At 70.5% G+C, this 24,944-nt stretch carries 24 protein-coding genes; 14 read left to right on the top strand and 10 right to left on the bottom strand.

Features of this window, described 5'->3' with window-relative positions:
• Positions 1 to 5: 5 nt before the first annotated feature.
• Positions 6 to 563: a PIN domain-containing protein gene (locus tag M4D54_RS01885; RefSeq protein WP_259889923.1), complete on the top strand. Its 558-nt coding sequence runs from the start codon at positions 6 to 8 to the stop codon at positions 561 to 563.
• Positions 564 to 690: 127 nt separating this feature from the next.
• Here the strand turns inward: M4D54_RS01885 and M4D54_RS01880 are convergent, their stop codons facing one another.
• Positions 691 to 825: a hypothetical protein gene (locus M4D54_RS01880; RefSeq protein ID WP_259889919.1), complete on the bottom strand. Its 135-nt coding sequence runs from the start codon at positions 823 to 825 to the stop codon at positions 691 to 693.
• A gap of 217 nt (positions 826 to 1,042) precedes the next feature.
• Here M4D54_RS01880 and M4D54_RS01875 point away from each other — a divergent pair, with 217 nt between their 5' ends.
• Both M4D54_RS01875 and M4D54_RS01870 read left to right on the top strand, forming a co-directional pair.
• Positions 1,043 to 1,726, top strand: a complete 684-nt coding sequence (locus M4D54_RS01875) for a DUF4282 domain-containing protein (RefSeq protein WP_193866033.1) — start codon at positions 1,043 to 1,045, stop codon at positions 1,724 to 1,726.
• A gap of 468 nt (positions 1,727 to 2,194) precedes the next feature.
• Positions 2,195 to 3,445 carry an MFS transporter gene (locus tag M4D54_RS01870; RefSeq protein ID WP_259889917.1) on the top strand — a complete coding sequence of 417 codons (1,251 nt, stop codon included), beginning with the start codon at positions 2,195 to 2,197 and terminating at the stop codon, positions 3,443 to 3,445.
• Between the two features lie 241 nt (positions 3,446 to 3,686).
• Here the strand turns inward: M4D54_RS01870 and M4D54_RS01865 are convergent, their stop codons facing one another.
• A complete protein-coding gene (locus M4D54_RS01865; RefSeq protein WP_193866034.1) occupies positions 3,687 to 4,283 on the bottom strand; it encodes a hypothetical protein in 597 nt (198 codons plus the stop codon).
• 126 nt (positions 4,284 to 4,409) lie between these two features.
• Here M4D54_RS01865 and M4D54_RS01860 point away from each other — a divergent pair, with 126 nt between their 5' ends.
• Positions 4,410 to 4,724 carry a hypothetical protein gene (locus tag M4D54_RS01860; protein WP_193866035.1) on the top strand — a complete coding sequence of 105 codons (315 nt, stop codon included), beginning with the start codon at positions 4,410 to 4,412 and terminating at the stop codon, positions 4,722 to 4,724.
• Positions 4,725 to 4,760: 36 nt separating this feature from the next.
• On the opposite strand, the gene M4D54_RS01855 is transcribed toward M4D54_RS01860, so the two are convergent.
• Together M4D54_RS01855 and M4D54_RS01850 are read right to left on the bottom strand one after the other, a co-directional pair.
• Positions 4,761 to 7,205, bottom strand: a complete 2,445-nt coding sequence (locus M4D54_RS01855) for a DUF4143 domain-containing protein (RefSeq protein ID WP_193866036.1) — start codon at positions 7,203 to 7,205, stop codon at positions 4,761 to 4,763.
• A gap of 196 nt (positions 7,206 to 7,401) precedes the next feature.
• Positions 7,402 to 7,623 carry a hypothetical protein gene (locus M4D54_RS01850; protein WP_193866037.1) on the bottom strand — a complete coding sequence of 74 codons (222 nt, stop codon included), beginning with the start codon at positions 7,621 to 7,623 and terminating at the stop codon, positions 7,402 to 7,404.
• A gap of 298 nt (positions 7,624 to 7,921) precedes the next feature.
• Here M4D54_RS01850 and M4D54_RS01845 point away from each other — a divergent pair, with 298 nt between their 5' ends.
• From M4D54_RS01845 to M4D54_RS01835, 3 genes are all read left to right on the top strand, one after another.
• On the top strand, positions 7,922 to 8,779 hold the full coding sequence (locus M4D54_RS01845) for a fumarylacetoacetate hydrolase family protein (RefSeq protein WP_259889915.1): 858 nt from the start codon (positions 7,922 to 7,924) through the stop codon (positions 8,777 to 8,779).
• 57 nt (positions 8,780 to 8,836) lie between these two features.
• Positions 8,837 to 9,622 (top strand): SDR family NAD(P)-dependent oxidoreductase, encoded by a 786-nt coding sequence (locus M4D54_RS01840; protein ID WP_193866039.1) that lies wholly within the window; start codon positions 8,837 to 8,839, stop codon positions 9,620 to 9,622.
• 77 nt (positions 9,623 to 9,699) lie between these two features.
• Positions 9,700 to 10,416 (top strand): FadR/GntR family transcriptional regulator, encoded by a 717-nt coding sequence (locus tag M4D54_RS01835; protein ID WP_193866073.1) that lies wholly within the window; start codon positions 9,700 to 9,702, stop codon positions 10,414 to 10,416.
• A 9-nt stretch (positions 10,417 to 10,425) separates the two neighbouring features.
• Here the strand turns inward: M4D54_RS01835 and M4D54_RS01830 are convergent, their stop codons facing one another.
• The 3 genes from M4D54_RS01830 to M4D54_RS01820 form a co-directional block, all read right to left on the bottom strand.
• Positions 10,426 to 11,340: an amidohydrolase gene (locus M4D54_RS01830; RefSeq protein WP_193866040.1), complete on the bottom strand. Its 915-nt coding sequence runs from the start codon at positions 11,338 to 11,340 to the stop codon at positions 10,426 to 10,428.
• The gene (locus M4D54_RS01825; protein ID WP_193866041.1) at positions 11,330 to 11,806 is read right to left on the bottom strand and encodes an aldo/keto reductase; all 477 of its coding nucleotides are present in this window, start codon (positions 11,804 to 11,806) and stop codon (positions 11,330 to 11,332) included. Before M4D54_RS01825 ends, M4D54_RS01830 begins: the two co-directional genes overlap by 11 nt.
• A 249-nt stretch (positions 11,807 to 12,055) precedes the next feature.
• The gene (locus M4D54_RS01820; RefSeq protein ID WP_193866042.1) at positions 12,056 to 13,387 is read right to left on the bottom strand and encodes an alpha-L-fucosidase; all 1,332 of its coding nucleotides are present in this window, start codon (positions 13,385 to 13,387) and stop codon (positions 12,056 to 12,058) included.
• A 112-nt stretch (positions 13,388 to 13,499) separates the two neighbouring features.
• On the opposite strand from M4D54_RS01820, the gene M4D54_RS01815 reads away from it, so the two are divergent.
• From M4D54_RS01815 to M4D54_RS01785, 7 genes are all read left to right on the top strand, one after another.
• A complete protein-coding gene (locus M4D54_RS01815; RefSeq protein WP_259889914.1) occupies positions 13,500 to 15,968 on the top strand; it encodes a glycoside hydrolase family 95 protein in 2,469 nt (822 codons plus the stop codon).
• Positions 15,969 to 16,109: 141 nt separating this feature from the next.
• On the top strand, positions 16,110 to 16,922 hold the full coding sequence (locus M4D54_RS01810; protein WP_193866044.1) for a DUF624 domain-containing protein: 813 nt from the start codon (positions 16,110 to 16,112) through the stop codon (positions 16,920 to 16,922).
• Between the two features lie 83 nt (positions 16,923 to 17,005).
• A complete protein-coding gene (locus M4D54_RS01805) occupies positions 17,006 to 18,493 on the top strand; it encodes a malate:quinone oxidoreductase (protein WP_193866045.1) in 1,488 nt (495 codons plus the stop codon).
• Positions 18,494 to 18,534: 41 nt separating this feature from the next.
• A complete protein-coding gene (locus tag M4D54_RS01800; protein WP_193866046.1) occupies positions 18,535 to 19,329 on the top strand; it encodes a (Fe-S)-binding protein in 795 nt (264 codons plus the stop codon).
• A gap of 14 nt (positions 19,330 to 19,343) precedes the next feature.
• Complete coding sequence (locus tag M4D54_RS01795; RefSeq protein WP_228019433.1) at positions 19,344 to 20,957, top strand: lactate utilization protein B; 1,614 nt, start codon at positions 19,344 to 19,346, stop codon at positions 20,955 to 20,957.
• Positions 20,954 to 21,694: an LUD domain-containing protein gene (locus M4D54_RS01790; RefSeq protein ID WP_193866047.1), complete on the top strand. Its 741-nt coding sequence runs from the start codon at positions 20,954 to 20,956 to the stop codon at positions 21,692 to 21,694. Before M4D54_RS01795 ends, M4D54_RS01790 begins: the two co-directional genes overlap by 4 nt.
• A complete protein-coding gene (locus tag M4D54_RS01785; RefSeq protein ID WP_193866048.1) occupies positions 21,691 to 22,674 on the top strand; it encodes an aldose 1-epimerase family protein in 984 nt (327 codons plus the stop codon). Before M4D54_RS01790 ends, M4D54_RS01785 begins: the two co-directional genes overlap by 4 nt.
• 103 nt (positions 22,675 to 22,777) lie before the next feature.
• Here M4D54_RS01785 and M4D54_RS01780 read toward each other — a convergent pair whose 3' ends face one another.
• The 3 genes from M4D54_RS01780 to lysS form a co-directional block, all read right to left on the bottom strand.
• Positions 22,778 to 23,110 carry an Lsr2 family protein gene (locus M4D54_RS01780; RefSeq protein WP_193866049.1) on the bottom strand — a complete coding sequence of 111 codons (333 nt, stop codon included), beginning with the start codon at positions 23,108 to 23,110 and terminating at the stop codon, positions 22,778 to 22,780.
• 92 nt (positions 23,111 to 23,202) lie between these two features.
• Positions 23,203 to 23,406 (bottom strand): hypothetical protein, encoded by a 204-nt coding sequence (locus M4D54_RS01775; RefSeq protein WP_193866050.1) that lies wholly within the window; start codon positions 23,404 to 23,406, stop codon positions 23,203 to 23,205.
• Position 23,407: 1 nt separating this feature from the next.
• The gene (gene lysS / locus M4D54_RS01770; RefSeq protein WP_193866051.1) at positions 23,408 to 24,934 is read right to left on the bottom strand and encodes a lysine--tRNA ligase; all 1,527 of its coding nucleotides are present in this window, start codon (positions 24,932 to 24,934) and stop codon (positions 23,408 to 23,410) included.
• Positions 24,935 to 24,944 lie beyond the last annotated feature (10 nt).

Below are 24,944 nucleotides of genomic sequence, written 5' to 3'. Positions count from 1 at the left end.
GTTGCATGTTCACCGTCGTCCTGGATGCATGCACGCTCGTACCGATCACCCTGTGCGACACGTTGCTCCGCATCGCCGAGACCGGTTCGTTCGGCGTGCGCTGGTCGGCCACGATCCTCGGCGAAGTCGAACGCACGATGGTGGGCAAGCTGGGAGTATCTGCCGAGGCCGCCGCGCGCCGGGTGCAGGCGATGGACAGGGCCTTCCGTTTCGCGGAAGTGCGAGATCACGAGCGGTTCGAGCATCTCCTGACGAACGCTCCGAAGGATCGACATGTTCTCGCCTGCGCGATCACCGCCCAGGTTCACACGATCGTCACCTTCAACCTCAAGGACTTCTCACCGTCTTCGCTCGAGCCCTGGGGCGTCGAGGCCGTCCACCCGGACCAGTTCCTGCTCGATCAGCTCGACTTGGCTCCCGGCCACGTCACCCACGCCGTTCACACCATGGTCGAATCGTCGTCGCGCCCCCCGCGCACCGTCGATTCCGTCCTTGGCGCATTAGCCCGTTCGGGCGTCCCGGACTTCGCCGACGAACTCCGCAGGCACATCACGATCTGGTGAGACGGCGCCCCCTCACCTCCCGTGCGCAACCGCCGGGATCTGCGTCGCCAGCTTCCCGCCGGAGACGTCCACGAGCGTGCCCGTGATGCAGGAGGCCTGGCGCAGGCTGCGGCGCGGATGCGGGAGATCATCGAGCGGGCGACGACGGCACGCTGAGCAGTCCCGCGACGGAGCTGACCGCGGCGAAGCCTGCGGTCTTCGGGCTGAGCAGCTGCTGCAGGGTGCGGTTGAGCGGCCGGACGCCGTCGGCCATGATCGCCATGGCGCAGTCGGCCCGACGAGCTTCCCATCCGCTCGCGGTGCCATTCGGCGGGGGCCGCGATCATCCTCCGGTCAAAGTGCCAGGGCCGGCTCCGCTCCGCAGACGCCTCCCCATCGCCATCGCCCGCGGGTACGGTGAGCCTCGGGGTGGGAACGGCGGCGCGGGGACGCCGCCGAGCTCCTCCTCGTCCATCAGATCTCGCAGAAGGAGTCGCACCATGTCGCAGCCGCCCGAGGGCAGCAACCCGCTGGGTCCGCAGTACGGACAGGGCTCTGCGCCTGAGCCGACGAGCAGCGGATTCGGCGTCCAGGACCAGGCCCCCTCCGCACACGGTGCCGAGCAGGGGGCCGATCCCTACGCCGCCCCGTCCTCGGACCCCTATGGCCAGCAGTCTGCCGCAGCGCCGGGTCAGCAGGACGCCTGGGGGGCGCAGAGCGCGCCGTCGGCCCCGCAGCCAGCAGCCCAGGAGCAGGCCTGGGGCTCCACGCAGAGCCCCGCGGCGGCGCCGCACGCCGTCGGCGGCGGCCCCTCCGGGAGCGCCTCCGGGGATGGCCGCTTCGGCGAGGCGGGCTTCTTCAAGACGCTGTTCGACTTCAAGTTCGAGCACTTCATCACCGTGAAGTTCTCGTCGTTCCTCTATGTCCTCGCGTTCGTCGTCGCGGCGCTGATGTGGCTGAGCAACATCGTCAGCGGGATCGTGTTCGGGTTCGCGTGGGGAAGCATGAACAGCTATTTCGGTGAGCCGAGCTTCAGCCCGGTCCCGCTGATCCTCTCGATCCTGTTCGGCTGGATCCCCTCGGTGATCGCGCTGATCGCGATGCGTCTCGGGCTCGAGTTCGCGGTCGCGACCGTTCGCACGGCCCAGAACACCGGCCGCATCGCGGAGGCCTCGCAGCGCTGAGCTCGCTCCGGGCCTCCCCGGCCCGCACGCCGTCCAGGACGGGGCGTTCGCCGCGTGGCGGGCGCCCCGTTCACGATGGGTTCGCAGCATGGGGACGGAGTGGGGGCCGGGCGGCTGCGACCGGCACCGAGCAGGGTGCCGGGAGGCACGGCGAGAGGTCCGGGGAGTCTGCACAGCAGCGGCCGGAGCAGGCCGAGCGCCCTCTCAGCCGTGCAGCCCGTCCACGGGATAGTCCACGAACGCGATGGACCGACCGTCCGGGCCAGTCCATGCAGGAGACGAAGATGTGCTCCCCGTCGGGATTCAGGACGTGGTCGTGCGTGCCATGGAGCAATTCTGCCCGGCCCCGTTCCATCGCTCACCCCGCCCTGGCCCCTGTCCCTCCCCCGCCCTTAGGATCGACGGGTCCCCCTCCGCTTCCAGCGTCGGCAGCGAATCCCCGCCCGTCCCGCCGCTGGAGGTCCCCCGATGACGCAGCCGCACGCTCCCCAGGCGCCGCTCTCCCCCGGACGCCTGCGCCTGGTGATCCTCGCGATGGCGCTCGGCGCCTTCGCGATCGGCACCACCGAGTTCGCCTCGATGGGGCTCCTGCCGCAGATAGCGCGGGACCTGGAGGTCTCCACCCCGCAGGCCGGGATGCTCATCACCCTGTACGCGCTGGGCGTCGTGATCGGCGCGCCGCTGGTGACGATCGCGGCGGTGAATATGCCGCGCGCGAAGCTGCTGGTGCTGCTCATCGCGCTGATCGGACTGGGCAATCTGCTCTCCGCCATGGCGCCGACGTTCTCTGCGCTGGCCCCCGCCCGCTTCGTCGCGGGCCTCCCCCACGGCGCGTTCTTCGGCGTCGCCTCGCTGGTCGCGGCGCGCCTCTCCCCGCCCGGACGGCGCGCCCGCTCCGTCTCGCTGGTGATGCTGGGGCTGACGATCGCGACGATGCTGGGCGTGCCCGCCTCCACCGCCTTCGGGCAAGTCGTCGGCTGGCGCTCCGCCTACGTGATCGTCGTGGTCGTCGCTGCCCTCAGCACGATCGCGATCTGGCGACTGGTGCCCGAGCCCGAGGGCGCCGGGGTCACCGGCTCGATCCGCGGTGAGCTGCGGGCGCTGCGCCGAGCGCAGGTGTGGTTCGCGCTCGGCATCGGCTCGATCGGGTTCGGCGGCATGTTCGCGGTGTACAGCTACATCGGCGAGATCGTGCCCGGGGTGATGGGGCTCGGCGAACGGGCGGTGCCGGTGGCGCTGTTCGTGTTCGGCGTCGGCATGACGATCGGGAACGTCCTCGCGGGGCGCGCCGCGGACCGCAGCCTCTACGGCACGATCTTCGCCGGCCTGATCGGCATGACGGTGAGCCTCGCGGTCTTCGCCCTCGTGGCCGAGAACGCGATCGCCGGGATGATCCTGCTGCTCGCCCTCGCGATCACCTCGCAGCTCATGGGGCCCTCGCTGCAGCTGTTCCTGCTCGATGCCTCGCCGGATGCCCCCTCGCTCGCCGCGGCCCTGCACCACTCGGCGCTGAACATCGGCAACTCCCTCGGCGCGGCGCTCGGCGCGGCCGTGCTCGCCGCCGGCTGGGGCCTGCTCGCCCCGGCCTGGACGGGCGTGGCCCTCGCGATCGCCGGACTCGGCATCGCCGGCTGGTCCTTCGCCGTGCACCGCCGCCAGCAAACGCGCACCGCCGCCGAGGCGCCGACGACGACCGACGGGGTCCCGGCAGTCTGCTGACTCCGGCGCCGACAAGTGCGCGCCTGCTCGGGCACGTGCAGGGGCAGGCGATGCTCACCGTGCAGGTCGGGCTCGAGGTGGCCGCCGCGGGGGGGCCTCCGTCGCTCCCACCGGCGGCTCTTACGCCCGCTCGACCGTGGTCTTCGACGTGGCTGTCTCACTCAGTTCAGGGGTTCACGACGAGCGTGACACAAGGGGCGGACAGTCGATGAGCGTCACAGCGCGTGAAGCGAAGCTTTCGTCAGTGCCGACATGCGTCGACCGCAGCGCTCCAGGAACCGAAGCGGTCGACGACGGTCGAGCGGGACGGGGCCGCGTTCTCTCGCGACCAGGTGCCGTAGTCGGCTGTGCTGCCGCCGGGGTGCTCGGCAAGGAAACGAGTCATGTACTCCCCCACCTCGGCGCGGCTGCGGTTCTTGATCTTCGACGCGTTGGGGGTGCCGCCTGCCTCGGTCAGCAGTTCGGACCAGAGCTTCCCGGTCCTGCGCTGCAAAGTCGCCATCGTGGGGCACCCCGCGATGCGGGCCCAGGCTGTGTACCGGACGGTTGTGATCCGCGGGCCCAGAGCATCGATCGCCGCGCGCTCGTGATCGAGAGGGTTGGTCTCGTCGGCCGGTTGCTCCCAGTCGCGCGGAGCGGTGACCGCTTCGACCCAGGCGGGGTCGAAGCCCTCGGGATCGTGGAGTACGGCGAGGACCGTGCTGACGGCCTCGATCCAGCTGCCTCCGCGATGCCTGCACAGTCGCTGCCGGATGAGTGCGCCGGACGGAGCGGCAGGATGCCGGGCGAGCCATTCCTCGACGGCTCGGAAGGTGGTGCCGCCGTCCGGGGCCTGCACGGCGGAGAGGACAGCTGCCCAGAGGTCCTCATCGCTGAAGGAGCTGCGCGGTGCGCCCGTGTCCGTGCCGATCCCTGCAGCCTTCAGAGCCTCGTTCCAGGTGCCGAAGCGGATCGCCGCGGTCTGGTGGCCCGCCTGGATGACGTCATCCTGCGTAGCGCGGTCACAGCTGTGGTCGCACGCGTCCTCGACGCCCTGGTCACCTCATCAGGCGTCTCGACCGAGGACCTTCGGACTCGCCTGCCGGTGCTGGCGCTCATCATGTGCCCTGACCCTGCAGCGCATCAACTGGTCTGGGAGCGCTGCTGGCGCCCGCTGTTCCGTTCGATCCGGAAGCAGAAGCTGCTCGACGAGCTCGATCAACAGCTTGAGGACGGAGAAGGGCTCAGCAGGCCGCACCTCTGGGAAGACGCGGATGCGGGCCCGCCGCACAGGGCGTAGTCGACACCTTCCCCTGTCGACTGCAGGGCAGTGAGCTTACCCTTCCTTCACACGGCTCCACGCCACCTCCACCAGGTCAGCACCCTCCGCCAGGTCACGGAAGGTCCTCACGGCGACGAGCAGCGCCTCGGAAGCGGGACGGAGCGAACGCGACATCCTCCCCATCTGCAAGGCAATGCTCTGCAAGTCCGCGATATCGGAGGCAGGGATCTCCTCCGCCAGTTCACGCAGCGGCTCCACCAGCTCCTCGGGCAGCAGCCCGGCATCCAGCTCCGCAGACACCCCTATCGTGCGGTGCAGCAATGCGGTGTACTCCCGCCAGGACGTCGAGGCGGCATTCGCACTGCCCAGCAGTGCCCCGCTCCTGCCCCCGAGCTCGTTCGCCACACGCGTGAAGTACGCTTGCGCCTGCACAGGGGTCACCGCTGCAGCGGCCGGCTTCACCATGGCAGTCCGCATGGCCCTTCCGAACTCCTCGAAGTCCCCGACGAAGGCTTCGAAGTCGGCGACGAGCTCGGGCGTCGACCGTTCGATCGCGGCCAGGAGATCGTCGAGAGCGGGTTGATCTTCGACGATCCCGCCAGTCTCCTCGCCCGCGCCGTCGGTCTCTCCATGTACTGACTTCGCGGTGGCGTCGAGCACGTCGGCCAGCCGGTCGGTGACCTCCTTCAGCACTCGCCGATACGCGGCGCTGTCGGGGTCCGCATTATGCGCGTCTCCTACCCGGACTCCTCGATGATCGAACAGATCCTGCTTGATCGGGTCCGCGCTGCCCGGCTCGAATAGCCCGCGCGGCTCGAGCCAGATGAGCGGCAGGAGAGTCGACCGCTCGGCGGCGGCGTCCCGCTGTGCCATGAAGTGTAGGTACTCGCGCCGGCAGCCGTCGCTCCTCAGATAGGCAGGCGTGATGAACGGGATCATGAAGTCGGCCAGGGATTCCTCGCCCTCGAGTCGCCTCCAGAGATCCTCGCCCCAGGTTCCTTGTTCGACGTCGATGAACGTCTGGACGGCGCGATCATGCACGTTGGCCATCGTGTCGACGATGTCCTGGGCGAACCCGCGCAGATCCCCCGTGTACCGCCCGTTCTGATCGGCGTGGGCATAGCTGATGAACACCCGCGCCTCGGGGAGTTCGGGGACAGTGCCCTGGTTCATGGTCATCCTTTCGTCCATGTGTAATTTCTTCCCGTCAGCTCCGCGGGAGTCACGCCCCGACCTCACCCAGGCGGACCGGTCGCACAGCGCGCCGAGCGGGACCGCCCAGATCGACTCGCCCAGACGGACCGTTGTCGCACCGCCATAGACGATGAATGCCCGCTCAGCGCTGCGCGGGTGCTGCTCCCGGAAGCGACGGATCCCGGTGAGCTGCTTGTCCGAGACGGACGTCCCGGACTTCACCTCGATCGGGAGGAGGGATCCGTCGGCCACACGGATCACAAGATCCACCTCGACGGTGCGGCCGCTCACGTTCTCGCGCCAGTGCAGAAGTTCTTCCCCGAGATCGGACCAGCCCATATGCGCTCGCAGCTGCTGGGCCACGAGCGCCTCGAACACACCGCCGCGAAACCGGTCGGAGAGGTCGTGGACCGCATCGGGGGATGCGAACACGCTCAACGCGATGTCGGCGGGATACAGCTTGGCCGTCGAACGCGGCGTCCGCCGCGGGCTCCGCGTGAGATTGGGAAGCTCGGTGAGGAGGAACCGCCGCTCGAGGATGTCGAGATACCTGTTGATCGTCGGGGCGGTGACACCCACGTCGGAGGCGATCTTGGAGACGTTCGCGAGCGCGGCCGGCTCGCGGAGGAGACGCTGGAGCACCTCCATCGCGACCCTCTCGTCCATGCGCTCATCCGGCAGCACGGACTCCGACAGCACCGCCCTCATGTCGTCCCGCACGCGCCTGGCCGTCGGACGCCCCAGAGCACCTGTTCCGAGCCTGTAGAACGGGAGACCGCCCTGCGTCATGGTGGAACGGCGATCGTCCACAGGATCACCCCAGTTCCCGACCGGCTCACCGCGAACCAGTTCATCCACTACTGACCATGCCCCGGCAGTAGTGTCCTCCAGCAGTTCGGCCTCGCTCAACGGCTCAAGCGTGTACCGCACCGACCGTCGCGCCAGAGGGTCCGACCCGTCCAGTCCCGAGAGTCCCAGCGATGCTGACCCAGTGAGCACGCATCGGACCGACGTGGGATCGGCATCGAGCATCGACTTGATCGCCATGGGCAGGTCAGGCGCGCGCTGGGCCTCATCGACAGCGAAAGGCTGCGGCAATGACCCGATCCAGCCCACCGGGTCGGTGCGAGCCGCATGCAGGGTTGTCTCATCCACGAGTGACGGCGTGACTGCCAGGACCCCCTGATCTCTCAGATGGGTCATGAGACTCGTCTTGCCGACCGCGCGGGCGCCCTCGACGATGACGACGGGCGACTGCTCGATCGCTCGGGTGATCGGTCGCTCTAGGAACCTCGAGACATACATGCTTAGATTCTACAGTTGATGCTGCTATTTATTGCAAGTGTCTATAGAAGATGAGCATCCGACGGGGCCCACGACCTGCACGCGCCACCAGCCCCACCCATCCATCGGCCCTGCTCCGCAGGCTGGGCCCGGCGTCCCGCCGCAGCACTCCGCAGCCGCAGGAAACACCGATCGTGACGAGGATGGAGCACCCGTGTCAGGTCTCTCCCGCCCGCTCGAGAACCGTGCCCTGTTCGCGGACCAGGGCGTATTGACGCTGCTGCGCACCGATCATGCGCCGTTCACGCTCGGCCTGCTGGCCGAGCACCTCGCCGGTGACGTGCGCTCGCGCACCGCAGCGGACCTCTACGACCTGTTCACCGGGGTTCGTGGTGGGCCTGCTGCTGATGCTGCGGTCCCGCAAGACCATCGTGAACACCCAGAGCGCTCCCGGCCACCCGGTCCCCGAGCGTTGGGACCCCCCTCCCACCGTCGGATCCCCCGCAGCACCCGGTCGACGTGGCCAGAGCCTTCGAACACCGTAGCGCCCGCGGGCCTGCGGCGTTCGTGCTGGTCACGAGCAGATTTGCTCCCCATGCCCGCCCGCCCCGGGCCCAGATGGGCGCAACCTCGATCAGCACGGATCCCGGCCCAGCGACGACACCTTCACCGAACCCGTCCCATACATCCGATGTCTCCTGGTAGCGTCGCCCTCACACAGACATGGGAGGACCCACGTGAAGTTCCTGGCATACGGCCCGCACGGCAGCGAGAGCGCCGCGGTGATCGACGGTGATCGCACCTTCGACCTGCGCCCCCTGATCGGCGAGGCACGCGTGGTGGACCGCGCATTCCTCGAGGCCGACGGCATCGCCCGCACCCGCGCCGCCCTGGCCGCCGGTGATCTGCCCGAGCTCACCGCCCTGGGGGCCGAGCGCCGGGGTGCCCCGCTGACCCCCGGGAAGATCCTGTGCATCGGCCTGAACTACCGCGACCACGCCGCGGAGACGAACGCGGAGATCCCTGCGGAGCCGATCGTGTTCATGAAGGCCGCGGACACCGTGGTGGGGCCCGACGACGACGTGCTGATCCCCCGCGGCTCGCGCAAGACCGACTGGGAGGTGGAGCTCGGTGTGGTGATCGGCTCGACCCTGCGCCGCACCGACAGCGAGGAGGAGGCGATGAGGGCCGTTGCCGGCTACGTGCTCTCCCACGACGTCTCCGAGCGCGAGTACCAGCTCGAGCGGGGCGGCACCTGGGACAAGGGCAAGAACTGCGAGACCTTCAACCCGCTGGGCCCCTGGCTGGTCACCGCCGATGAGATCGCGGACGTGCAGGACCTGGGCCTGCGCCTGAGCGTCAACGGCAAGCGCCACCAGGACGGCACCACGGCGAACCAGATCTTCCCGGTGGCCGAGGTGGTGCGCTACCTCAGCGAGTTCATGACGCTCTACCCCGGGGACGTGATCAACACCGGCACCCCGGCAGGCGTGGCGCTGGGCCTGCCCGGCACCCCCTACTTGCGGTCCGGCGACGTGGTGGAGCTGGAGATCGATCAGCTCGGAGCCCAGCGCCAGACCTTCCGCGACGCCTGACCGCTCGCCCCCCCCGCTCTCCCCGCCCTGACGGCCGCCCGCACGAAGGATCCGCACATGACCCGCACCCCGACCGACGACAGCATCTCCTTCACCGATCCCTACCGCGGTCTCGCGGTGGTGGTCACCGGTGGCGGCTCCGGCATCGGCTGCGCCACCAGCGCGCGGTTCCTGGCCCTGGGCGCGAAGGTCGCCGTGATCGACCTCGATCCCTCCGGCGCGCCGGAGGGCTCCGTGCGCGTGAGGGCCGACATCGCTGACCGGGCTCAGGTGGAGCAGGCCGTCGCCGAGTGCGCGCAGCAGCTGGGCGGCATCGACGTGGTCGTCAATAACGCTGGCATCAGCGCGGTGGGCGATGTGACCGCCAACGACGACGAGGAATGGGCTCGGGTGCTGTCCATCAACGTGACCGCGATCGCGCGGGTGAGCGCGGCCGCCCTGCCGCACCTGCGCCGGTCCGGATGCGCCTCGATCGTGAACATGTCCTCGATCGCCGCCACCGCGGGCCTGCAGGAGCGCGTGCTGTACTCGGCGACCAAGGGCGCCGTGCAGGCGATGACCATGGCGATGGCCACCGATCACCTGGGCGATGCGATCCGCGTGAACTGCGTGAACCCCGGCACCGTCGCCACCGAGTTCGTGGACCGCATGCTGCAGAAGTTCCCGGATCCGGTGGCCGAGCGCAAGGCGCTGGACGCGCGCCAGCCCACCGGGCGCATGGTCACCCCCGAGGAGGTGGCCGAGACCGTGGTGTTCCTGGCCTCCCCCCTGAACACCTCCACCACCGGGACCTCCGTCGCGGTGGACGGCGGCATGCAGGGACTTCGAGCCCGCCCCCGCTGAGGATCCCCGATGACCACCCGCGATGTGCAGCACAGCAGTCGGTGCACGACCCAGGAGAGCAGGTTGACATGAGCCAGATGGCGGTGACCGACAAGGCGATCTCGGCGATCAAGAGCATGATCATCGACGGTGAGCTGAAGCCCGGCGACAGGCTCCCCCCGGAGAAGCAGCTCTCCGAGCGGATCGGGGTGAGCCGCAACTCCCTGCGGGAGGCCGTCAAGGCGCTGTCGGTGATCCAGGTCCTCTCCGTCAGGCAGGGGGACGGCACCTACGTGACCTCGCTCGAACCCGAGCTGCTGATCGAGGCTCTCGGCTTCGTGCTGGACCTCCACCAGGACGCGGAGGTGCTGCACATCATGGAGGTGCGCCGCCTGCTGGAGCCCACCGCGGTGGAGAAGGCATGCGCGCACCTGGAGGAGGCGGACTACCAGTACCTGGAGGAGCTGATGGCGCCCCTGGGGCCGGACTCCCCCGTGGGCGAGCTGGTGGAGGCCGACATCGCCTTCCACCACCACATCAACTCTCGCTGCGGCAACGCCTACCTGGTCTCGCTGCTGGACGGGTTCGCCAGTGCCACCGCCCGGGCCCGGCTGTGGCGCGGTCTCACCGAGGGCGCCTCGGTGGGGCGCACGCTGGAGGAGCACCATCGGATCATCAGCGCCATGCGGGAGGGCAGGGCGGATCTGGCGAAGGTCTACGCGGCCGCTCACGTGGCCGGAGTGGAGGCCTGGGTGATCCGTGGGGCGCAGGCCGGGGACGACACTGACTCGTCTGCGCCGGTGCCGGTCGTCTGAGATCAGGGGTCAGCCCCGCGCCTGTCCTGCCCTGGTGTACACGCGGGCAGCTGTGCCATGCAGGATCTGCCGCTGGTCGGCCTCGCTCTCCTGCCCCAGTCGCTCCAGCAGTCCGCTGGTGCCGGATCCCAGGTCGAAGGGCGTCGGGGCGATCGGCCAGTCGCTGCCGAACATCAGCCGCGCGGGGCCGAACTGCTCCAGTGCCACGTCCACGGCCTGCTCGAGTGCGCCGTCCCCGCTGGTGGCCAGGCCCGAGACCTTGGCGACCGTGCGCTCGCAGGCGGCGATCCGCGCCAGCGCGGCGCGCCAGCGGTCCATCGCGGGTGCATCGCCCAGTGGCGGCTTGCCGAGGTGGTCCAGCACCAGGGTCAGCTCCGGGTGGGCATGTGCCAGGCGCACCACCTGATCCATGTGACGCGCGAACGCGTCGGGGACATCCAGTGCCAGGCCCGCACGTGAGACGAGGTGCAGGGAGTCCGCCACGGCGGGGCGCTCCAGGAACCCCGCATCGGGTTCGTCGTGCACCAGGTGCCGCACGCCCACCACGCGCTGCATGAACGCTGCATCGCCCAGCAGGTGCTCCACCTGGGCGGGGTTCTCCAGCGGGAGCCAGGCCACCACGTCCGCGCGCATGGCCGGGACCTGGGCGGTGCCTGCCTCGATCCGTTCTGCGGTGCGCTGCATGTGGGCGGTGTCCCCGGGGGTGTCGTCGGCGTGCACCAACACCACCCGGGTGGCGCCCAGGGCGGCGAGCGCCGGGCCCACCTGCTCCCAGGCTCCCGTGCGCTGCAGGGCCGGTGCCCGGTGCGTCCATGCGTAGGCGCTCGCCTCGAGGTCCCACAGGTGCAGGTGTGCATCGGTGATCGCCCGCCCAGGGCGGTGCCCGGGCGCCGGCGTCCCCGTTCCGGGCCCCTCAGCGGACATCGATCTGCTCCCACACCTCGGGCGGGACGGGGGTGCTCATCCGTTCGATGTTCGACCGCACCTGGGCGGCGGTTCGCATCCCCAGCACCACGGACCGGATCGCCGGGTGCAGTAGGGGGAACTGGATCGCGAGATCGGGCAGCTCGACCCCGTGATCACCGGCGATCGCGGCGATCTCACGGGCCCGCTCGAGCATGGCCACGGGCGCCTGGCCGTACTCGTAGGTGGCATCGTCCGGCGGTTCGGGCCTCGCCAGGATCCCGGAGTTGAACACGCTGACGGCCACCACGGCCACGTCATGGTGCTGGCAGGCCGGGAGCAGTTCCTCGGCGGCGGGCTGCTCCAGCAGGGTGTACCTCCACGAGACCATCACCAGGTCCAGCAGGCCGGTGCGCACGGCGCGGGTGAGCACCGCACTGTCCTTGGAGCCGACGCCGATGGCGCGCACCAGCCCCTCCTCGCGCATGGCGACCAGGGTGGGCAGGGCCTCTTAACCGCGAGGGCTCCCGGTCCCTGTGCCGCGAGAACGTGGCCCCTTTGCCCTGCCCCTGGGACTCCTGCTTCACCTTCACCCGCGCCTGGTGCTCCACCAAGCCCGAAGAGCGCACGTCGAGGCCCTCCCGGCTCAGGCGTGGAGGCCCTTTCGGCTCACGCGCGGAGGCCCCCGGCTCACCCGTGGAAGCCCTCCCGGCTCACGCGCGGAGGCCCTCTCCACTCAGGCGTCGGGGCGTTCCCGCGAGGCCTCGAAGTCCAGCGGCAGGCGCGGCACCGGGGCCTCGGAGGGGGCATGGAGGTGCAGGGCACTGAGGCGAGGCTGCTCGCCGGTGCACTCGATGCGCAGACGGCTCACCTCCACCGGTGTCTCGAGCCGGTGGAGGCGGCGCACGCCGATGGTGCCGCCCTGGGCGATCACCGCGCCCGACTCGTCCAGCACGCGATGGGTGTGCACGCGCTGCCCAGTGCTGATGTCCTCGCGCAGTTCGAGGTGCTGGACCATGACCGGGCCATCGGTGGTGGCCTCCCAGACGGTGCCGTCCTCGGAGCGGGCGCGCAGGGGGACCTGCTGCGGGTCGCCGAAGCGGGCATCCAGCGCGTCGCGCAGCTCGCGGCAGCGCTCCACGTCCCTCTGGTCGATCAGTCCCCGCCGGTCCGGCGGCAGGTTCAGCAGCAGGTTGGCCCCCAGGCCGATGGAGCGGTCGTGGATGGCCAGCAGGTGCTCGAGGGACTTCGGCTCCTGATCGGCGTGCCAGAACCACCCGGTGCGGATGGACACGTCGCACTCGGGCGGGAGGTAGCGCTCCTGCCCGAAGCTCACGGTGTCCTCGTCGTAGTTGTTCAGGTCCGCGCTGCTGGTCACGTACCAGCAGGGATCGGCGGCCAGGCCGTCCTCGTTGCCCACCCAGCGGATCGTGGCCGGCCCCATGTTGAACACCATCGCCCCGGGCTGCAGCTCGTCGATCAGGGCGCGGATGCGGTCCCAGGCGTACTCGCGCCCCGCGGACCCGGCCCCGTCGAACCACAGCTCCACCAGCTCGCCGTAGTTCGTGCACAGCTCACTCAGCTGGGCCAGGTAGAACTCGTCGTACGCCTGCGGGTCCTCGTACTGGGGGGCGTTGCGATCCCAGGGGGACAGGTACAGGCCCAGGCCCACCCCGTGGCGGCGGCAGGCGTCGGCCACCTCGCGCACCACATCGCCCTGGCCGTCACGGAACGGGGAGGAGGCCACGGAGTAGTCGGTGGTGGCGGTGGGCCACAGGCAGAACCCGTCGTGGTGCTTGGCCGTCAGCACCACGTAGGCCGCCCCGAGATCCTTGGCGGTGCGCACCCACTGATCGGCATCGAGCTCGCTGGGAGCGAAGTCCGCGGCGGGGATGGTGCCGTCGCTCCACTCGACCCCACCGAAGGTGTTCACCCCGACGTGGAAGAACACGCCCAGTCCGGCCTGCTGCCAGGCCAGCTGCTCGGGCGTGGGCGCGATCAGCGAGACGGGGGCGGCGGGCCCGGCAGGACGGGACTCGGTGGAGGAGACAGGGGTGTCGCGGCTCATGCCCCCATCCTCACAGATGTCGGGTCAATTCGCGAGCCGCAGGCATGCCGTACTCGCCCGTACTGGGCTGATGCCAGACGATTCCGAAGCAGACATCGGTAGTCTTGGGTGCATGCGACTTGATCCACGCCATCACTTGCTGGACCGCACACCGGCACGCGACTGGACCGACGCCTACCCCATCGGCAACGGGCACCTGGGGGCCATGGTGTTCGGCGATCCCCAGCAGGATCGGCTCCAGGTCAACGATGCCGGCGTATGGCAGGGCAGGCCCGATCCGCGCTCCCTGCCCGGCGGGGCGGCCGCCGCGGTGCTCGAGGCCCGCGAGGCCGCACTGCGCGGTGACGTGCAGGCCGCCGATGCCGCCACCCGGCGCACCCAGTCCGGGAACGCGCAGATGTACCAGCCGTTCCTGGACCTGCGGATCCACCGCTCCACGGGCGGCTCCCCGCCCGCTCCCTCGGCGCGGATGCTGGATCTGCGCAACGGCTGGGCCATCACCATCGCCGAGCAGCTGCGTGCCGTCACCGGCGTGAGCATGGCCGATGACGTGCTGCTGGACCGGCGCGCGCTCGGCTCCCCCACCGATCTGGCTCTCAGCGTGTCCTCCCCGCACGAGCAGTCCGTGGCCGCACGCACCGCCTCCCACCCCGGTGCCGTGGTGCTGGTGGGAGCGCTGCGGGTGGGTGCGAGCGTGGATCCCGATGCAGGCGGGGACGACGCCGTGCGCACACCCGGATCGTTCACAGAGTCGGTCCATGCGAGCTGGGCCCTCGAGCTGCGCAGCGACGGCACGGCCAGCGCGGACCTCACCGCTCCCGACCCGTCGATCCGGGTGCACGGTGCCACCTGGGTCGAGCTGCGGCTGGTCTCGGCCACCCAGTTCGCCGCCGACGGCACCCTGCGGGTGCCCGATGCCGCTGCTCTGGAGGCGGAGGTGCTGGATCATCTCCACCGCCTCGCCCCCCTCGGTCATGCCGAGCTCGCCACTCGGGCGGAGGAGGCGCACCGCGAGCTCTACAAGCGGGTCGACCTGGACCTGGCCGCCCCTTCCGGCCCCACCCCCTCCCCGTACCGCGATCGCTCCCCGGCGGCCATGCCCACCACGGCGCAGCGCCTGGACGATCTGCGAGCCGATCCCGAGCACGCCGACGGGCCGGACCTGGTGGCCCTGCTCGCCCACATGGGCCGATACCTGCTGATCAGCGGCGGAGTGGGCGAGGGTCCCCCGCTGAACCTGCAGGGCATCTGGAACGAGTCGACCGCTCCCCCCTGGTTCAGCTACTACACCATCAACATCAACACGGAGATGAACTACTGGCCCTCCGGGCCCGGGCAGCTGCCCGAGGTGCTGCCCGCCCTGCGCACGTGGCTCGAGCTGCTGTCCCGGCAGGGTGAGCGCGTGGCGCGCGAGGTGTACGGCGCCCGCGGTTGGACCGCCCACCACAACTCGGACCGCTGGGGCTTCGCCGCCCCGGTCGGCGACGGCCAGGACCGCCCGCAGTGGTCGTTCTGGCCGCTCGGCGGGGCCTGGCTGACCAGCACCCTGGTGGACCTGCTGCGCTTCACCCCCGAGGGCCCGTCGCCCGCGGCAGCGCTGGCCGAGGGCGCCGCACGCTTCGTGCTGGACCTGCTGATCGAGCTGCCCGACGGAACGCTCGGCACCGCTCCCTCGACTTCACCGGAGAACCAGTTCGTGCTGCCGGACGGCACCGCGGGCGAGGTGCACGTGTCCACCACCAGCGACCTGGCGATCATCCGCCAGCTGCTGACGGACCTGCTGGAGATCTCCCGCACCACGGAGGTCGAGGAGGAGCTGCTGGAGCTGGCCGAGGCGGCGCTGTCCCGCCTGCCCGGCGAGCGCGTGCTGCCCTCCGGCCTGATCGCCGAGTGGTCCGACGACGAGCTGACTGACCTCGATCCCCACCACCGCCACCAGTCCCACCTGATCGGCGTGTACCCGGGGACGGGCCTGGACCCGCGTCGCGATCCTGCCCTCGGCCAGGCCGCCCGCTCCAGCCTGGTGGAGCGCGGCTTCGAGTCCACGGGCTGGTCGCTGGCCTGGCGGATCTGCCTTGCCGCCCGGCTGGAGGATGCCGAGCTGGGGCACCGCTTCCTGCAGCGGGCCCTGCACCGGGTGGATGCCGACGGCACCGATCCGGTCACCGGCGGCATCAGCGGCGGCGTGTACTCCTCCCTGCTGTGCGCCCACCCCCCGTTCCAGATCGACGGCAACTTCGGCGCTCTCGCCGGGGTCTGCGAGATGCTGCTGCAGTCCCACCGCGTGCAGGACGGCCACCGCGAGCTGTCCCTGCTGCCCGCGCTGCCCGCGGCCTGGTCCACCGGGCGTGCCCGCGGGCTGGGAGCCCGCGGGGGCGCGGTGGTGGACCTGGGCTGGACCCCGCAGCGGGTCGAGCTGGCAGTGCACCTGCCCTCCGGCGACCCCTCCGCTGACGACTACGTCGTGGAGCTCGACGGGGCCATGCATCCGCTGCCGACCCCGGAGCACGGCGTGGCCCGCCTGTCCCTGACCCGCACCACCGGCCAGGACCCTCACCTCCCCGGAAGAACCGGACGATGACCACCGAGCTGCGGTACTTCACCGATGCCGTGGGCGACCATGCCGTGGACTTCCTGCGCCGACATGCGGAGGCCAGCGCGGAGCAGGCAGGTACGGTGATCCGATGGCCAGGAAACAGGAGCGATCCGCCCCGCCCCCGGTGTGCACCATGACACCGCGCAGCGCGGCGTCACCCCGGAGCGTGACCTCACCCCAGAGCGCGACGACCGCCCAGGGCGTGACGTCACCGCTCAGCGCGACGCATCCGTCGGCCGCGATGCCGGGGGCCACCCGATGAGCCGCACCGACCACGGGGGCGGTCCCGCTCACGTCCCCGTCTGGGTGATCCGGTTCAACGAGGCCTTCGAGCGCGTCTACCTGGTGCTGCGGGTCAATGCGGCGTGGCTGGTGCTGACGCTGCTGGGCCTGGTGGTGCTGGGAGTGGCCCCGGCCAGCTGCGCCGCGGCCGATGCCTACATCTCCGGCCGCGAGGGCGACCGTGTACCGGTGTGGCGCACCATGTGGGCCTCCTACCGGTCCCAGATCGTGCGTGCCAACACCCGCATGCTGCCGCTGCTGGTGGTGCAGGGCGGAGCCCTGATGATGCTGTGGATCGTCATGGGCGGGGGTGCCGCCAGGCAGGCGATGACGGTGGTCCTCGCCTGCCTGGCCGTGATCAGCCTGTTCTGGGCCACCGTCAGCGCATCCGCACTCGCCGCGGTCCCGCGGGTGCGCCGCCAGGACCTCCTGGTGAGCTGGCGGATCTCGCTCCTGATACCGGGCGCCCTGCCGTTGCGGTCGGTGGGTCTGGGCCTGCTGCTGCTGGTGTGGGTGCTGCTGTGCTGGGCGCTGTGGCCGGTGGGCCTGCTGCTGGGGGCGGGAACGGCCGTGGACATCGCGGTGTCGCTGCTGGGTCGCCGCGGCGAGCGCCTGCTGGACGAGCTCGACCGCGCCTCCGCCGCGGCAGGCGGCTGAAGCACGGCCCGGCCGCGAGGACTACGCTTTGTGACAACGACGACCGCCCGACAGCGGGCGAGGAACCGAGGACAAGGGGAGACATGGCTGACCTGACGATGAGCGTCACCCGCACCGATGCGGTGCTGATCGGCGGCGGTATCGCCAGCGCCACCCTGGCCGCGCTGCTGACCGAGCTCGAGCCGGACTGGAGCATCCAGGTGGTCGAGAAGCTCGATGGCGTGGGCAAGGAGTCCTCCGACGGCTGGAACAACGCCGGCACCGGCCACAGCGCCCTGTGCGAGCTGAACTACACGCCGCAGGACGTGGACGGCTCGGTGAGCCCCGCCAAGGCGATCAACATCAACGAGCAGTTCCAGGTCTCCCGCCAGTTCTGGTCCTACCTGGTGGAGAACGACCGGATCGGCGATCCCGCCTCCTTCATCCGCTCGGTGCCGCACATGAGCTTCGTGCGAGGCATCGAGAACGTGGACTACCTGCGCCGGCGCCACCAGGCCCTGACCGCGAACCCGCTGTTCGACCGGATGGAGTTCAGCACCGAGCACTCCCGCCTGGCGGAGTGGGCCCCGCTGGTCTCCGAGGGCCGCCCGGTCACCGAGACCATTGCGGTGACCCGCTCCCCCGACGGCACAGACGTGGACTTCGGGACCCTCACCCGCCAGCTGCTGACCATGGCCTCCGGCCGGGGCACCTCGGTGGCCACCGGCTGGGAGGTCGTGGACCTGCGACGCATGGGCTCGGACTGGGGTGTGATGGCCCGCTCGGTGGACGGCAACGAGGTGAAGGTGTTCCGGGCCCCGTTCGTGTTCGTGGGCGCGGGAGGCGCGGCCCTGCCGCTGCTGCAGAAGTCCGGGATCGAGGAGATCCGCGGCTTCGGCGGCTTCCCGATCTCCGGGCAGTGGCTGCGCTGCACCAACCCCGAGGTGATCGAGCGTCACGACGCGAAGGTGTACGGCAAGGCCGCTGTGGGCGCCCCGCCGATGAGCGTGCCCCACCTGGACACACGCTTCATCGAGGGGCAGCGCTCCCTGATGTTCGGCCCGTACGCAGGCTGGTCCCCGAAGTTCCTCAAGACCGGCCGCTACACCGACCTGTTCGCCTCGGTCAAGCCCTCCAACGTCACCCAGATGCTCGCCGTGGCCCCGCCGAACCTGGACCTGATGACCTACCTGGCCTCGCAGCTGGCCGCCACCGGCCGCCAGCGCTTCGAGGCGCTGCGCGAGTACATGCCGCAGGCCCGTCCGGAGGACTGGGAGCCCGTCATCGCCGGACAGCGCGTCCAGGTGATCGCCCCCGACGCGGACAAGCACGGCGTGCTGCAGTTCGGCACCCAGATGATCACCTCCGCGGACGGCTCCATCGGCGGCATGCTGGGCGCCTCCCCCGGCGCCTCCACCTCCACCACCATCCTGCTGGACATGCTCACCGGGATGTTCCCGGACCGGGTGGACTCCTGGCGCGGCACCATCACCTCGATGGTGCCCAGCTGGGGCACACGCCTGAGCGATGACCCCCGTGCCGCGCACGAATCTCTCGAGCGCACCGCCGAGTCCCTCGGCCTGCGCCACTGACCACGCCCCGTCGCCGGGGCCAGATCTAGAGGAGGAACCGCATGCGCATCTCCCTGATGCCCACCTGTCTGGTGGACGTGATGACCCCGGACGTGGCCCGGTCCACCGTGATGCTCCTGGAGCGGCTGGGGCACGAGGTGGTCTTCGACCGCCGCCAGACCTGCTGCGGCCAGATGCACACCAACACCGGGTACTACAAGGAGGCCGCACCGGTGGTGCGCAGCTTCGTGGACACCTTCGAGTCGCAGCTGGAGGAGGTGGACGCGATCGTGATGCCCTCGGGCTCCTGCGCCGGCTGCGTGCGCGAGCAGCACCCCCTGGTGGCCCGCCACGAGGGCGATGCGGAGCTGGAGGAGCGCGCCGCGGCCGTGGCCGCCAAGACCTACGAGCTCTCGGAGCTGCTGGTGGACGTGCTCAAGGTGACCGATGTGGGCGCGTACTTCCCGCACACGGTGACCTACCACCCCACCTGCCACTCGATGCGGATCCTGAAGGTGGGCCCGCGCCCGCTGCGCCTGCTGCGCGCCGTGGAGGGCATCGAGGTGGTGAACCTGCCGCAGTCGGACACCTGCTGCGGCTTCGGCGGCACCTTCTCGGTCAAGAACGACGCCACCTCCGATGCGATGGTCACCGACAAGGCCGCCAACGTGGTGGCCAGCGGCGCGGAGTACGTGGTGGCCGGGGACGCCTCGTGCCTGATGAACATCGGCGGGAAGCTGCACCGGGAGCACGCGGGTGACTCCGCTCCCCGCGCGATCCACCTGGCGCAGATCCTCGCCTCCACGCGCGAGGAGCCGTTCGTGCCCTCCGGGACCATCCTGGGGAGGGCCTCATGAGCCGGGAGGGCCGCATGGACACCGTCGACCTCGGGATGCCGGCCGTGCGACCCCAGCACGCCTCCCCCTCCTCGCACCTGCGCGGCACCCGGGGCTTCCCCGCCGCCGCACGGGACGCCCTGGGGGACGAGGTGCTGCGGGGCAACCTCACCTACGCCACCGCCACCATCCAGGCCAAGCGCGCCTCGGTGGTGCGGGAGATGCGGGACTGGCAGAAGCTGCGTGATGCCGGCAGCGCCCTGAAGTGGCACGTCACCGATCACCTGCCCGAGCTGCTGGAGCAGCTGGAGGCTTCCGTGACCGCCGCCGGCGGCACCGTGCACTGGGCCCGTGACGCCGAGGAGGCCGGGGAGATCGTCACCCGGCTCACCCTCGAGCGCGGCGCCCAGGACGTGCTGAAGGTGAAGTCCATGGCCACCCAGGAGATCGGCCTGAACGAGACGCTGGCCCACGCAGGCGTGCGCGTGATCGAGTCGGACCTGGCCGAGCTGATCGTGCAGCTGGCCGGGGACGCCCCCAGCCACATCCTGGTCCCCGCGATCCACCGCAACCGCGCCCAGATCCGCGAGATCTTCCTGCAGGCCATGCCGGACATCGACCCCGAGATCACCGACGACCCGGCTGCCCTGGCCGGTGCCGCCCGTCGGTTCCTGCGCGAGCGGTTCCTGGACATGGAGCAGTCCGTGGCGATCTCCGGTGCGAACTTCGCCGTGGCCGACACCGGCACCCTGGTGGTGGTGGAGTCCGAGGGCAACGGCCGCATGTGCCTGACCCTGCCCCGCACCCTGATCTCGGTGGTGGGGATCGAGAAGATCGTGCCCAGCTTCCAGGACCTCGAGGTGTTCCTGCAGCTGCTGCCGCGCTCCTCCACCGGTGAGCGCATGAACCCGTACACCACCCTGTTCACCGGGGTGGCCGAGGGGGACGGCCCGCAGGAGTTCCACCTGGTGCTGCTGGACAACGGCCGCAGTGCGGTGCTGGAGGACCCCGAAGGCCGCTCGGCCCTGCACTGCATCCGCTGCTCCGCCTGCCTGAACGTGTGCCCCGTGTACCAGCGCACGGGCGGCCATGCCTACGGTTCCACCTACCCGGGCCCGATCGGGGCGATCCTGTCCCCGCAGATGACCGGCGTGAGCGACCCGGAGGATCCCAACGCGACCCTGCCGTACGCCTCCAGCCTGTGCGGGGCCTGCTACGACGTGTGCCCCGTGAAGATCGACATCCCCTCGATCCTGGTGCACCTGCGGGCCAAGGAAGTCGATCAGCGCCGGGAGGCCCGCGGGCAGTTCCGCGGCACCTGGGACGTGGCCATGAAGGGTGCCGGCCGCCTGATGTCCTCCCCGCGGGCCTACGACGCCGCGGTGCGCTCGGCCGGTCCCCTCTCCCGGGTGCTCCCCGGGGAGAACATCGGTCGCCTGCCCGGGGTGCTCCCCCTGGTGCCCGGGTGGACGGACCACCGGGACCTCCCGCATCCCGGGCAGTCCTTCCGCTCGTGGTGGGCCGCCAGGGAGAAGCACAGCGCAGCGACGGATCAGCAGCCCGGTGCCCGCGATGAGCCGGAGCAGCCGAAGGCCCCGCGCTCCGGAAGCGGCACCGACCGCACCGCGCAGAACGGAGGGGAAGCATGAGCACCTGGGACGACCGCCGCCCCGCGCGCACCCCGGGGATGAGCGCCAAGGAGGAGATCCTGGCGCGCGTGCGCACCGCGCTGGCCGCACCCCGCCGCGATGACGTCACCACATACGCCGACGTGCCGCGCGCCTACCAGCGGGCGGACGACAAGCAGGAGACCGGCACCGACCCCGGCAAGGTGCGCGACGTGCTGGTGCAGCGACTCGAGGACTACACCACGGTGGTGCACCGCACCACCGAGCCCGCTGCCGCGGCGGCGATCGCGCAGGCCCTAGACGGCGCCGGCAGCGTCGTGGTCCCCCGCGGGATCCCCGGGGAATGGACCCAGGGCCTGGATGCGCAGCTGCTGACCGACGACGGGACTCTCAGCGCGCACCAGCTCGACGAGGTCGACGCGGTGCTCACCGGTTGCCACACGGCCATCGCACTGACCGGCACCCTGGTGCTGCGCGGGGACGAGCTGTGCGGTCGTCGCGCGATCACCCTGGTCCCCGATCGCCACGTGGTGGTGGTGCGGGCCGAGCAGGTGGTGCTGGGGGTGCCCAAGGGCATCGAGCGCATGGGCGAGGATCCTGGCGCGCCCTGGACCATGATCTCCGGGCCCAGCGCCACCAGCGACATCGAGCTGGACCGCGTCGAGGGCGTGCACGGCCCGCGGCGCCTCGAGGTGGTGCTGATCGAGCCCGAGCAGCCCGCCGGTGACGAACCGAGCACGAAGGAGAAGCAGGGATGAGCGAGACCTCCCCGTCCACACCCGCCGCCACGCCCCCGGCCGCTGCGGCGACCCCCGTGACCGCCGCCCGCGCCCGCGGCGAGGAGCTGACCCTCAGCGCGGGCCCCTACACCGCCGTCGTCTCCACCGTCGGCGCCACCCTGGAGTCCCTCACCGTCGATGGCCGCGACCTGCTGGTGCGCAGCCCGGAGCAGGGCCCGATGCTGCACTACCGCGGCGCCGTGGTGGCCCCCTGGCCCAATCGCATCGGCGATGGGGCGTACACCTGGGACGGCCAAAAGCTGCAAGTGCCCATCAACGAGGTCGAGCGCGGCAATGCGCTGCACGGCCTGCTGTGCTTCCAGGCGTACACTCCGGCAGCGGTCTGCGAGGACGAGGTGGTGCTGCGCACCCAGCTGATGCCCACCACCGGGTACCCCTTCCAGCTCCTGATGACCGTGCGCTACACCCTGGATGCCGAGACGGGGCTCAGCTGCACCGTCACCGCCCGGAACCTCGGGGCCGAGGACGCCCCCTACGGGGTGTGCCCCCACCCCTACCTGGTGGCCGGCCCGGAGCCGCTGGAGGAGTGGTCCCTGCAGGCGGGACTGGGCACCGTGCTCACCGTCACCGAGGATCGCCTGCTGCCCACCGGCACCGCACCGGTGGAGCGAGACGGCGAGTTCGACTTCACCCAACCGCGCGTGATCGGTGACCAGGCCATCGACCATGCCTTCACCGACCTGGAGCGCGACGAGCACGGCATGTTCGTGGTGCGGGTGACCGCACCGGGCGGGACCGGCGTGCAGCTCACGGCCGGGGCCGAGTGCACCTGGCTGCAGCTGCACACGGCGGACCGTCCGGAGCCGGAGAACAACCGGGTGGGGCTGGCGGTCGAGCCGATGACCTGCCCTCCGGACGCCTTCCGCTCCGGGACCGACGTGGTGCGCCTCTCCCCCGGCGCCGAGCACGCCGCCTCCTGGTCGATCCGGGGCTGGTGAGCGCACCGGCACGGAGCCTGTGGCGCGCACCAGCTCGGCACGCGCGACGACGAAGGCCCGTCACCACGGATGGTGACGGGCCTTCTGTTGGCATCGGGGACGGTCAGTTCCCCTGCGCCGCGTAGTAGGCGGAGCGGATCTCGCTGGAGATACGGCCGCGGTCGGAGACCTCGTAGCCGTTGGAGCGGGCCCACTCGCGGATGCGGGGGGTGTCGTTCGAGCTGCCGGATCCGGCACTGCCGGCGCCGCGGGAGCGACGGCCGCCCACCCGGCGGGCCTTCTCGACCCAGGTGCCCAGCTCGCCGCGCAGCTTGGCGGCATTGTCCTCGGACAGATCGATCTCGTAGGCCACGCCGTCCAGGGCGAAGCTCACCGTCTCCGCTGCCTTCTCGCCGTCGATGTCGTCGATCAGTTCCACGTAGGTCTTACGCGCCATTCCGGTTCTCCCTCGTCGCTCAGAAACAGGGGCGGTACGTCCCTGCGCCGGTTCGGCCAGCTCGCTCATTATGTATTCCTTCGGCGCTGAGATCAATCTGTGGATGTAATGGTGGGATCATCATCCCCTTTTTCACGGGCGCGCCGCTGCGCCAGGTATTCCTTCTCGGCCTGTTTATCGGCCTCCCGCTCGGAGCGATCGGCCCTCAGGATGGAGCGCATCACGAACCAGAACAGCAGTCCCACGCCGATCGACGGCACCAGCGCGCCGGCCTCGAACCAGAATCCTTCACCCACCTCACGCCTCCGGCTTCACGAGCGGGAACAGGACGGTCTCGCGAATGCCCAGCCCGGTGAGCGCCATGAGCAGGCGGTCCACGCCCATTCCCATGCCGCCCGTGGGCGGCAGGGCGTACTCCATGGCCTCCAGGAAGTCCTCGTCCAGACGCATCGCCTCGTCGTCGCCCTGGGCGGCGAGCGCGGCCTGCTGGGCGAAGCGCTCGCGCTGGATCACCGGATCGACGAGCTCGGAGTACCCGGTGCCCAGCTCGAAGCCGCGCACGTACAGGTCCCACTTCTCCACCACGCCGGGCGTGGAGCGATGGGCGCGCACCAGCGGGCTGGTCTCCACCGGGAAGTCCCGCACGAAGGTGGGCGCGTGCAGGTGATCGCCCACCCGGTGCTCGAACAGCTCCTCGACCAGCTTGCCGTGGCCGTACTTGGGGTGGTCGAGGTCCAGGCCCAGGGAGCGCCCCACCTGGCGCAGCTGCTCCGGGGTGGTCTCCGGCGTGATCTCCTGCCCCAGCGACTCCGAGAGCGAGCCGTACACGGTGATCTTCTGCCAGTCCCCCGAGAGGTCGTACTCGGATCCGTCGGCAAGGGTGACCACCTGGGAGCCGGTGGCCGCCTCGGCGGCCTCCTGCACCAGCTCCCGGGTGAGGTCGCCGATCGTGTCGTAGTCCCCGTAGGCCTGGTACGCCTCGAGCATGGAGAACTCCGGCGAGTGCGTGGAATCTGCACCCTCGTTGCGGAAATTGCGATTGATCTCGAACACCCGCTCCATACCGCCCACGGCTGCGCGCTTGAGGAACAGCTCGGGAGCGATCCGCAGGTACAGATCCAGATCGAACGCATTCATATGCGTCACGAAGGGGCGCGCCGCCGCACCGGAGGGAATCACCTGGAGCATCGGCGTCTCCACCTCGACGAAATCGCGGCGGTGGAAGGACTCGCGCAGGGAATGCATGACCCGGGAACGCAGTCGAGCCGTGTCCCGCGCATCCTGCCGCACGATCAGGTCGACGTAACGACGGCGCACCCGCGATTCCTCAGAGAGCTCCGCGTGCAGAACGGGAAGGGGGCGCACTGCCTTGGCGGCCATCTGCCAGGAATCGGCGAACACGCTCAGCTCACCGCGCCGGGAGGATCCCACCGTGCCGTGGAAGAACACGTGATCGCCCAGATCCACATCGGCCTTCAGATCGGCCAGCCGCTCGGCCCCCACCTTCGCCTGGGACAGCATGATCTGCAGGCGCCGCCCCTCACCGTCCTGCACGGTGACGAACGCCAGCTTGCCCGTGTTGCGCTGGAACACGACGCGGCCGGCCACACCGACCTCGTCCTCAGTCTCCTGACCGGCTTCGAGGTGCCCGTACCGCTCGCGCACGGACGCGATCGTGGTGGTGACCGGCACGGAGACGGGGTAGGCCTCCTCCCCGCGCTCGAGCAGCCGCTCCCGCTTGGCCCTGCGCACCGCGACCTGGTCGGACGTGTCGACCGGCTCGGGGGTGTCGACGGAGTCGGGGGTCTGGGGATCTGCACTCATGGCGGCGATT

Origin of the sequence: Brachybacterium sp. p3-SID1565, assembly GCF_025143785.1 — a bacterium.
In the GTDB taxonomy this organism is placed as follows: domain Bacteria; phylum Actinomycetota; class Actinomycetes; order Actinomycetales; family Dermabacteraceae; genus Brachybacterium; species Brachybacterium epidermidis.
This window is presented reverse-complemented; position numbering and strand designations above follow the sequence as displayed.

Coding starts and splice junctions, on each gene's coding strand:
- M4D54_RS01885 (WP_259889923.1), top strand. CDS start 6: ATGTTCACCGTCGTCCTGGATGCATGCACGCTCGTACCGATCACCCTG.
- M4D54_RS01880 (WP_259889919.1), bottom strand. CDS start 825: ATGGCGATCATGGCCGACGGCGTCCGGCCGCTCAACCGCACCCTGCAG.
- M4D54_RS01875 (WP_193866033.1), top strand. CDS start 1,043: ATGTCGCAGCCGCCCGAGGGCAGCAACCCGCTGGGTCCGCAGTACGGA.
- M4D54_RS01870 (WP_259889917.1), top strand. CDS start 2,195: ATGACGCAGCCGCACGCTCCCCAGGCGCCGCTCTCCCCCGGACGCCTG.
- M4D54_RS01855 (WP_193866036.1), bottom strand. CDS start 7,205: ATGTATGTCTCGAGGTTCCTAGAGCGACCGATCACCCGAGCGATCGAG.
- M4D54_RS01840 (WP_193866039.1), top strand. CDS start 8,837: ATGACCCGCACCCCGACCGACGACAGCATCTCCTTCACCGATCCCTAC.
- M4D54_RS01835 (WP_193866073.1), top strand. CDS start 9,700: ATGGCGGTGACCGACAAGGCGATCTCGGCGATCAAGAGCATGATCATC.
- M4D54_RS01830 (WP_193866040.1), bottom strand. CDS start 11,340: ATGTCCGCTGAGGGGCCCGGAACGGGGACGCCGGCGCCCGGGCACCGC.
- M4D54_RS01825 (WP_193866041.1), bottom strand. CDS start 11,806: ATGCGCGAGGAGGGGCTGGTGCGCGCCATCGGCGTCGGCTCCAAGGAC.
- M4D54_RS01820 (WP_193866042.1), bottom strand. CDS start 13,387: ATGAGCCGCGACACCCCTGTCTCCTCCACCGAGTCCCGTCCTGCCGGG.
- M4D54_RS01815 (WP_259889914.1), top strand. CDS start 13,500: ATGCGACTTGATCCACGCCATCACTTGCTGGACCGCACACCGGCACGC.
- M4D54_RS01805 (WP_193866045.1), top strand. CDS start 17,006: ATGGCTGACCTGACGATGAGCGTCACCCGCACCGATGCGGTGCTGATC.
- M4D54_RS01800 (WP_193866046.1), top strand. CDS start 18,535: ATGCGCATCTCCCTGATGCCCACCTGTCTGGTGGACGTGATGACCCCG.
- M4D54_RS01795 (WP_228019433.1), top strand. CDS start 19,344: ATGGACACCGTCGACCTCGGGATGCCGGCCGTGCGACCCCAGCACGCC.
- M4D54_RS01790 (WP_193866047.1), top strand. CDS start 20,954: ATGAGCACCTGGGACGACCGCCGCCCCGCGCGCACCCCGGGGATGAGC.
- M4D54_RS01785 (WP_193866048.1), top strand. CDS start 21,691: ATGAGCGAGACCTCCCCGTCCACACCCGCCGCCACGCCCCCGGCCGCT.
- M4D54_RS01780 (WP_193866049.1), bottom strand. CDS start 23,110: ATGGCGCGTAAGACCTACGTGGAACTGATCGACGACATCGACGGCGAG.
- lysS (WP_193866051.1), bottom strand. CDS start 24,934: ATGAGTGCAGATCCCCAGACCCCCGACTCCGTCGACACCCCCGAGCCG.